Source organism: Furfurilactobacillus siliginis (assembly GCF_001437435.1).
Classification (GTDB): Bacteria; Bacillota; Bacilli; order Lactobacillales; family Lactobacillaceae; genus Furfurilactobacillus; species Furfurilactobacillus siliginis.
Window position 1 is genome coordinate 30,804 of sequence record NZ_JQCB01000012.1, and the last position, 8,515, is coordinate 39,318.

Consider the following 8,515-nt stretch of genomic DNA (forward strand, 5'->3'; position numbering starts at 1 on the left):
TATTTCTCGCTCTCTTCTTTTTCCGATGCCGACAATTTTTTCAGATCCTGAATGTACTCGACCGTCGATTCATTCATTAAATAAGCGACGTCGATGTGTATATTTCCTTCAAACAACCACAGGTCAGTGACAATAAAGGTTGGATGCGCCGTTGAAATACGTTTAACATGATGCGCACCTGCGTATTCACCCAACGCGTTGTTTAGCGGGCGCCGCAATGTTGGTAATTCATCTGCTGCGAGCATGCCACTTGCGATGGTGAATTCAAATGCCATGACGCCGCGGCCCCAAACGTCAGCCACGGTTTGAACATCACTGTAATGGCGTTGTGCATCCACCAAGGTGTGCTCTGTCACCATCTGTTCTAATGCAGCGGTCATCGCTTCAGCCGTTGTTGATTGCGCATCACTCGTCACAATCGTACTAGCGTGGCGCACGATCATTCGTTGCACAACACGATAAATAATAAGCGCTAAGGCAATTCCAATCACAATCGTAATGACAGTCAGCAGCATTTTAAACGCCTCCGTTTACTTTACTCATAAGTCTAGCATACGCCACTCAAGCTCGCGATGAAACGAACTGTGCGAAAACGCTTGGCACACGTTCGTTCTGTGTACATCACGGGTTTGCTATGGTAGAATTGACAGCAAATGTTGTGATTTCACAACCGCTGTTCGGGAAAAAACACCTTAATCATCCTAGACCGACCGCCTGCTCCTTAGTGACGGTTCTGTTTGGAATACAAATCAAGAAATGGAGATACACACATGATTTTCAAAGTTTATTATCAAGAAACAAAGGTTCGCAGCCCTAAACGTGAGGACACAAAGTCACTTTACTTAGACGCTGAAAACGAAGCAGCCGCTATGACCGCTGTTGAAAGCAACACAGAATACAATGTTGAATACATTGAACCACTTGAAGGTAACGCCCTCGACTACGAACAACAGAGTGCTAGCTACAAGTTAACGGAGTTCTAGTTTATGGCAAAACTTAACATTAAAAACAACGAAACAGCCGTTTATGCGATTGGTGGACTCGGTGAAATCGGGAAAAATACTTATGGTATTCAATTCCAAGACGAAATTATCGTCATTGATGCCGGTATCAAGTTCCCTGAAGACGAGTTATTAGGGATCGATTATGTCATTCCTGATTATTCTTACCTAAAGCAAAACGAGTCGAAAATTAAGGCGCTTGTAATCACCCACGGACACGAAGACCACATTGGTGGAATTCCCTTCCTATTGCAACAAATTCACGTGCCAATTTACGCTGGTCCTTTGCCAATGGCATTGATCAAGAACAAGTTGGAAGAACATGGCCTATTACAAACGACCGAATTGCACGAAATTAATGAAGACACTGTATTGAAGTTCCGTAAAACGAGCGTGTCATTCTTCCGCACCACCCATAGTATTCCCGACACTTTGGGTGTGGCTGTTAAGACACCATCTGGAACAATTGTTCAAACCGGTGACTTTAAATTCGATTTAACACCAATTAACACCCCTGCACCTAACTTACAACGGATGGCAAAACTTGGTGAAGAAGGTGTCTTATGTCTGCTTTCTGACTCGACCAACGCAGAACGTCCTGAATTCACTAAGTCAGAACGTTGGGTCAGTGAATCCATCCACAAGCTGTTTGATAAAATCGATGGCCGGATTATCTTTGCCACCTTCGCTTCAAACATCTCACGGGTTGAGCAAGCTGCTGAAGCGGCCATTCAACACCATCGTAAGATTGCCGTGTTCGGACGCTCTATGGAAGCGGCCATCGTAAATGGTCGTGAACTAGGCTACCTGAACATTCCTGACGATGTGCTCGTTGATGCTTCTGAATTGAAGAACCTCCCTGCTGAGGAAACATTGATTCTATGTACTGGTTCGCAAGGTGAACCAATGGCCGCCCTTTCACGGATTGCCAACGGAACTCACCGTCAAATCGCAATTCAACCAAATGATACGGTTATCTTCTCCAGTAACCCAATTCCTGGGAATACAACGAGTGTTAACCGTGTGATCAACGAATTGGAAGAAGCCGGTGCCGAAGTTATCCATGGTGCTGTCAACAACATCCATACTTCTGGGCATGGTGGTCAAGTTGACCAGGAATTGATGCTTCGTTTGATCAAACCTAAGTACTTCATGCCAATTCATGGTGAATACCGGATGCAAAAGATTCATACGCAACTGGCGCAACTATGTGATGTCCCTGAAGAAAACACCTTCATTATGGAAAATGGTGACGTGCTTGCTTTAACAGCTGATTCTGCTCGTAAAGCTGGTCACTTCAATGCCGGTGACGTTTATGTCGACGGTAATGGTGTCGGTGATATCGGTAACGTGGTTCTGCACGATCGGCAAATGCTTTCTGAAGAAGGCTTAGTCGTGGTCGTTGCCACAATTGACCTAAAGAATAAAGAAATTCAAGCTGGTCCTGATCTGTTAAGCCGCGGGTTCGTCTACATGCGAGAATCCGGTGACATGATCAACGAAGGCCGCCGGCGCGTGTTCCGGACAATCCGCCGCGCAATGAAAGATAATCGTGCTACTGAAGCATCAATTCGTACAGCAATCATCGATGACCTCCAAAACTTCTTATACGAGAAGACGGAACGTCACCCATTGATTTTGCCTGAATTGATTATGACAAGCACAAACACACCTGCTAAACGCCCTGCTGCTGACAAAGCTAAAGAAGTTGCAGCAGATGCTGAATAGTTAAGCGCTACAAGGCCCCGTAAGACAACCACTGTTACTTAGTGGCTGTCTTACGGGGCTGTTTTATGCGCGTACAGCTGTGTCCTTCAGAACCAAGCCATTAGCGAGCTCGTTTCACTCGCCGTCGGGGTAACATTATGTCTTACCGCTCCAGCTTTGCGAAGATTCTTCGCAGCTTTCGCTCTCGCCATGGTGTTGCCCCTCTATCGCTAATGACTTGGTTCTGAAGGAATGCGTTGCCTGCGCTTTTCGCGAAGGCAACGACATAAGCCCAGTAACTGCCTCAATAAAATCTTTAGCCATCTAAATTGCAGTAACTCGCTGTTCACTGTTTATTTGCTAATCCAGTTCACGTTTGACGGTTACTGTCCCCCCTTGCTTTAGCTTTTTACTGGGTTTGTGGCGCTCGCTGCTGACCTGGTTTTCATTGATACACACCGTAGAACGTTAAGAAAACCTAAACAAGCCAAAAAAATTGCGGGTTCGTTTAACATCAGTTTATATAATAGTAATGAAATTTGTCGCATTGTGAGGAAGCCAAAATGAGTCGCCACTTCTACGTTATCTTAAATCGTCATGCCGGTCGCGGACGGGCCAGCAAAATATGGGATGCTGCTTCCCCGAAGTTGAAACAGGCGGGTATCACCTACCAACTAGCTGAAACGCGGTACCCAGGTCACGCAACCTTATTAGCTGAACTGTACGCTAAACGGGTCCAACCAGATTCTACTGATACGAACATCGTATTAGTGGTTGGTGGCGATGGTACGTTAAATCAAACTTTAAACGGCTTAAAACTTGGCACTACTGGAGATCCACTCCCCATCGCCTATTTGCCAGCTGGCTCAGGAAATGACTTTGCTCGTGGGGCTGGCATTAGCCGTAACCCGGATATCGCCCTCCAACAGATCATTTCAGCGACCGAACCGACAATCCTTGATATCGGTCATTACGATGAAACTATCAAGCATGAGCACCGGTATTTCGTTAATAATGTTGGAATTGGGTTCGATGCCGCTGTTGTGAGCGCCGCTAACCATAGTTCACAAAAAGGGCTTCTAAATCACCTACACATCGGCAGTCTGGCTTACATGGCGCAACTAGCTGGTGTACTGACTCACCAAGATGCCTTTCCTGTCACCTTGCAAATTGATGACCAGCGTGAGGTCTTTAATAACGGGTTCTTGCTAACAACAAGTAACCATCCCTACTTTGGCGGTGGCGTGCGAATTTTGCCAATTGCATCCGTGACCGATGGCAAATTGTCCGTGATTATTGTTGAAAAAATGCGAATTCCCCGCTTCATCTTTTTATTCATGATGATGGGTGCTGGACGCCATCTAGGCTTCAAGCAAGTCCATCATTACCAAGCAGAGAAGATCCATTTAAGCGTTTCATCTTTAGAACACGGTCAAGTTGATGGCGAGGAGATGGGCAGCCGCTCTTTCGACATTTATCTGACCATCGATCAGTATCCATTTTGGTTTACACAAGCGTAAGGAGGTTATTATGAACCAACTTTCAGCTTTGAAGGCAGGTCTCTATGGTGTTGCAGTCGCTGATGCTTTAGGGCAGCCTACTCAATTTCACCCGGCGGGACAGACCATCACCCACATGTTATCCAGATCAAAAAACATTCCCGCTGGATCCTGGTCTGATGATACGAGTCTCACTTTGGCAACAATTGCTGCCTTAGCGGTGCCCACTAATGATGTTTTAACTGAAACAATGCAATATTTCTCAGCTTGGCTCAACCACACTGCGTTTACGCCCACCAACATCACCTTTGATATTGGCGCTGGCACAGAAATCGCTATCGATAAATTTAATCGCACACATGATCCACTGACCGCTGCAAATACAACGGCGGCCAACAATGGTAATGGCGCCTTGATGCGGATGCTGCCGGTTGGCCTGTTAGCAGTTCAAACAGCTGGTTACCGACCATTACAAATGCCAGCAGTCCTAAAACTGAGCTGTCAGTTTGCTCAGCTAACACATGGTCATCCACGATCAACAGTCGCCTGCTTCATTTACATCGCGCTTCTGGGACGTCTGCAGGATCCAAGTGCTGCATTCGACATTACAACGCTGCAGGAGGCTACTCACGATGCATTTGCCGCAGTCGCCATGAATCCCGCCCTAACAAATGAATGCCATTATTACACCGCACTCACGACCGACGCCTTTTACCAACAATCTGCTGCCAACTTATCTACAAGCGGTTACGTCGTGGACACACTATTAACCTGCTGGTGGCTGTTGGCCAATTGTGCAACCTATGAAGCCGTCGTCACGACCGCCATTCGGCTTGGTGGTGACACGGATACAATTGCCAGCATCGCCGGCGGATTAGTCGCCGTTCGTGATGGCTTCGCTAGTATCCCTGACACTTGGCTGGCAGAGCTACAGGATAAAACGCAACTAACCTATTGGCTAAAAAAAGCCGCTAACAGTGCTAATTTCAAATAAACGCAAAACCACCCATGTGCCGACAGCTGTCGATACATGGGTGGTTTTGTTGACGGTAGTACTAGATGGTACCATCGTTTATTTTTTGGGTTAGTCTTCGGCCGCGTCCATCGCTTCAAGGATGGCATCAAGCTGGTCACACTTACCGCGTAAAGAATCAATGCGATTAGGCATGCCTTGCTTGTCTGTGGCTGAGGTATCCTGAAGGGCTGCCAGTTCAGTAGTTGCCTCACGGTATTCTTCAAGAATCTCTGTCTTGTTACTCACCTTTAACACTCCATTTCACCTAAGGGTCAATGACCCCGATTATGCGGAAGCAATAAAAGCTCCTTCAATTCACGAGTTACTATAGCACCTTTCTATAGAAGTGTGAACACATTTAACTCATTATTTTTCCACACTGTTGGACTGCCCAAAAGTCCCGTTTTATTATTGTTTTTTAATGTTAGATTGTATATACCACGTTCTATATTTACCAATGGATTTTACTGATTTGAAACGTGCACAATAATTTGTCCAATTCTGCCTTGAAAATTGACCATTAAATTTGTATTCTGTTTGTCATATTTCAAGGATCAAATTAACGCTGATTCAGGCTGCAAAAATCCCCCAGCAAGCCCGATTTACACGTCTATTTTGCCTTCATTTCGCTATTGCTTACCGCAATCAAATCTCTCACGCTAGTCGTAGCAAAAACAATTTTCGTTTGAACGACGCTTGTTAATTACAATAACTATCCTATCAGCATCTTGTTATACAAAAAAAGGATTACAGCCAAGCAAATTTCGGCTGTAATCCTGCTATCTTTACATCTCTCAGATAGGCGTTCAATCAATTAAGCGTTCTGACCACCATCAACGACAAATTCAGCACCAGTTGCGTAGGCTGCTTCATCCGAAGCAAGGAAAATGCACATGTTAGCGATGTCTTCCGGCTGCCCCATGTGCCCCATTGGAATCGTCTTCGTAACAGCATCACGAACCTGTTCGGGGATAATCGCTGTGTCGACCCAGCCTGGGTGAACTGAGTTGATACGAATAGCTAACCCTTCATTGGCAACTGATAATGCAGCTGCCTTCGTCAATAAGCGACTACCACCCTTGCTGGCTGAATATGGTGCGGCCATTGGTAGACCACGGAGACCAGCAACTGAAGACACGTTGATGATGCTCCCTTTTCCGCCATTGGCCTTCATTGCGTTAATCCCATGTTTGACACCAAGGAAATTCCCAGTCAAGTTAACATCGATCACTTTTTGCCAGTCTTCTAAGCTAAAGTCTTCAATAGAACCGTTATGCCCACCAATCCCAGCATTATTGACCACGATATCCACATGACCAAACTTGTCAGTCGTGGCATCAATTACTTTTTGCCAATCTGCTTCTTCAGCAACGTTTTGTTGGACGAATAAGCCGGCATCGCCAAGACTGTCAGCAACAGCTGTCCCACCGTCAACATTATGATCTGCGGTAACAACAACCTTAGCACCTTCGCGGGCGAAACCTTCAGCAATTGCCTTCCCAATTCCTGCAGCAGCACCTGTAACAATAGCAACTTTACCATCTAAACGATTTGACATTGTGTAGCCTCCTTAGTTAATTAAGTTAATTGTATCCGCTTACAAACTAAAAAGCCAGAAGCAACGTTTATCGTTGTCTCTGACTTTAAATTAGATAATGCCTTCTAATAACCCAAAGTAAATCGTTAAGATTAATAAGTCGGCTGAACCACCTAGACTCAAATGACGCTTCGTGAAAGTGACATCTAAATCGTTTAAAAATTCGCGTCCTGCTGCGATCTTGCTACCACCAAGCGAAAAATAATAATCTGCTTGGTCATGCATCCACGCTGTTATGGTTGGCGTACCTGCGCGCTTGATTAAATTCGAGTCATCCGTATTACCTGCAATGTGTATCAATGTATCCAATAGCCGCTGCATTGTTGAACCCGTACTTTTTCGTAAAGCTGGCAAAGCTAATTCAGTGACAGTTGGAAAGCCGGCCTCTGCCTCACCGCGAATCCCTGTTTTACCGTACTGCAAGAATTGTCGTTCTCCTGCAGTCAAACTAACGGGATCTTTTTGTTGTATGCGCTCAAAATCCTCGGAAACAAGTCCTTTTAACATTTGTTTGGTAATAGCAATAACTCGTTCAGTTGAATACTTGCTATCTACAGTCATTTGAACAGCGGTCGCCGTAACAATCACACCCAGCGAAAAGACAGCCCCTTTATGTGTATTAACACCACCGGTTGCAGCAAACATTTCCTGTTCAGCAACGACTCCTAACGGACGGATCACCTGAAACAATTGGCGGCCAATCGTCCCCGTTTGGGCAGCCGTAATCCCCGCTTGAGCACATTTTTCAAAATAGTCTAACAAACTGGTTGCACTATCAATGAACATAAACACGTCCATGTCTGGATGCGCCCCTGCGCTGACAGGATCCACTAATCCCGGCTTAGGGTTAACTGACACTTCATACAACAAGGCACGCTGCGCTAATTTAGTTAGCCTCAATGGCAGATTGTTATCCACCATTAGATTAACCCCTCGCCGAAATGATCAGCGTACATCGTGCTAATAGTTTGTTGCAGCTCTGCCACACTATGCCGACGAGACCGCGCGCAATCCTTTGCTGGTCGTCCACAGATCAAACAACGCCGAGCTGGTAAACCAAAATTTGTTCGTGACAAGGAAATAACACTACCGTCGCTGACCATCAGTACGTCTACATCAAACAGACGGCCGAGATCGAACTCATCTTCGAAAGCCACCGCTGCGTGTTTAACTTGATCAGCCTTCGCGTCAACGACATCAAATGCCTCACGTCCAGTTGGCTTATCCCATTTTACCTCGTCAACCACGACAAGCTGTTGACTAGCCAAACGATGGCGCCATTCTGCATTGCCTGCATCAAATAAGCGCGATAATTCATCATTGTTTTTAATCGGGCCGGGTACATTTAGTTTCAAGGCAACAATCGTTTGACTAGGGTATTTACCAGCTAGTTGACGTTGCTTCATGACGCGTGCATCTTTATTCGCTAAAACAGCCGCAATGTCTTGTTTCGTTCCGTGTTCAAAAATATCCGTTGCCATGTTCAAAACGCCTCTTCTCTCTTAAGTTCCAAATTCATTTTACGCTACTCACGATATTTTGTCGTTGACCCAGAAATCATTAATGCCTCATATAAAAAAGTCTGGGACATAGGTTATCTTGTCCCAAACTCGCTTTTTGCTGCACGCACTTAAATAGCGAAAACGTGGGACAAAAGTCAAGTCGCTGTGCAGACTACGAACCACCTACCGGATTG

General features: G+C 45.6%; 9 protein-coding genes. 4 read left to right on the plus strand and 5 right to left on the minus strand.

What is annotated here, in order from left to right:
* Positions 1–515: hypothetical protein (locus IV55_RS10420; protein WP_057811132.1), on the minus strand; the 515-nt coding region annotated here is incomplete at its 3' end.
* A gap of 255 nt (positions 516–770) precedes the next feature.
* Here IV55_RS10420 and IV55_RS08095 point away from each other — a divergent pair.
* The 4 genes from IV55_RS08095 (at position 771) to IV55_RS08110 (ending at position 5,201) form a co-directional block, all read left to right on the plus strand.
* The gene (locus tag IV55_RS08095) at positions 771–983 is read left to right on the plus strand and encodes a DNA-directed RNA polymerase subunit epsilon (protein ID WP_057811134.1); all 213 of its coding nucleotides are present in this window, start codon (positions 771–773) and stop codon (positions 981–983) included.
* Between the two features lie 3 nt (positions 984–986).
* Positions 987–2,729 carry a ribonuclease J1 gene (gene rnjA, locus IV55_RS08100; protein WP_057811136.1) on the plus strand — a complete coding sequence of 581 codons (1,743 nt, stop codon included), beginning with the start codon at positions 987–989 and terminating at the stop codon, positions 2,727–2,729.
* A 542-nt stretch (positions 2,730–3,271) separates the two neighbouring features.
* The gene (locus IV55_RS08105) at positions 3,272–4,228 is read left to right on the plus strand and encodes a diacylglycerol/lipid kinase family protein (protein WP_057811137.1); all 957 of its coding nucleotides are present in this window, start codon (positions 3,272–3,274) and stop codon (positions 4,226–4,228) included.
* A gap of 10 nt (positions 4,229–4,238) precedes the next feature.
* Positions 4,239–5,201, plus strand: coding sequence for an ADP-ribosylglycohydrolase family protein (locus IV55_RS08110; protein ID WP_057811139.1), 963 nt, complete (start codon positions 4,239–4,241; stop codon positions 5,199–5,201).
* Between the two features lie 90 nt (positions 5,202–5,291).
* Here IV55_RS08110 and IV55_RS10355 read toward each other — a convergent pair whose 3' ends face one another.
* The 4 genes from IV55_RS10355 to citX form a co-directional block, all read right to left on the minus strand.
* Complete coding sequence (locus IV55_RS10355) at positions 5,292–5,468, minus strand: hypothetical protein (protein ID WP_225425837.1); 177 nt, start codon at positions 5,466–5,468, stop codon at positions 5,292–5,294.
* A gap of 568 nt (positions 5,469–6,036) precedes the next feature.
* The gene (locus tag IV55_RS08115; protein WP_057811141.1) at positions 6,037–6,780 is read right to left on the minus strand and encodes a glucose 1-dehydrogenase; all 744 of its coding nucleotides are present in this window, start codon (positions 6,778–6,780) and stop codon (positions 6,037–6,039) included.
* A gap of 90 nt (positions 6,781–6,870) precedes the next feature.
* Entirely contained in the window at positions 6,871–7,740 is an 870-nt protein-coding gene (gene citG / locus IV55_RS08120; protein ID WP_057811143.1) for a triphosphoribosyl-dephospho-CoA synthase CitG, read from the minus strand.
* A complete protein-coding gene (citX, locus tag IV55_RS08125; RefSeq protein ID WP_057811145.1) occupies positions 7,740–8,300 on the minus strand; it encodes a citrate lyase holo-[acyl-carrier protein] synthase in 561 nt (186 codons plus the stop codon). Before citX ends, citG begins: the two co-directional genes overlap by 1 nt.
* Positions 8,301–8,515 lie beyond the last annotated feature (215 nt).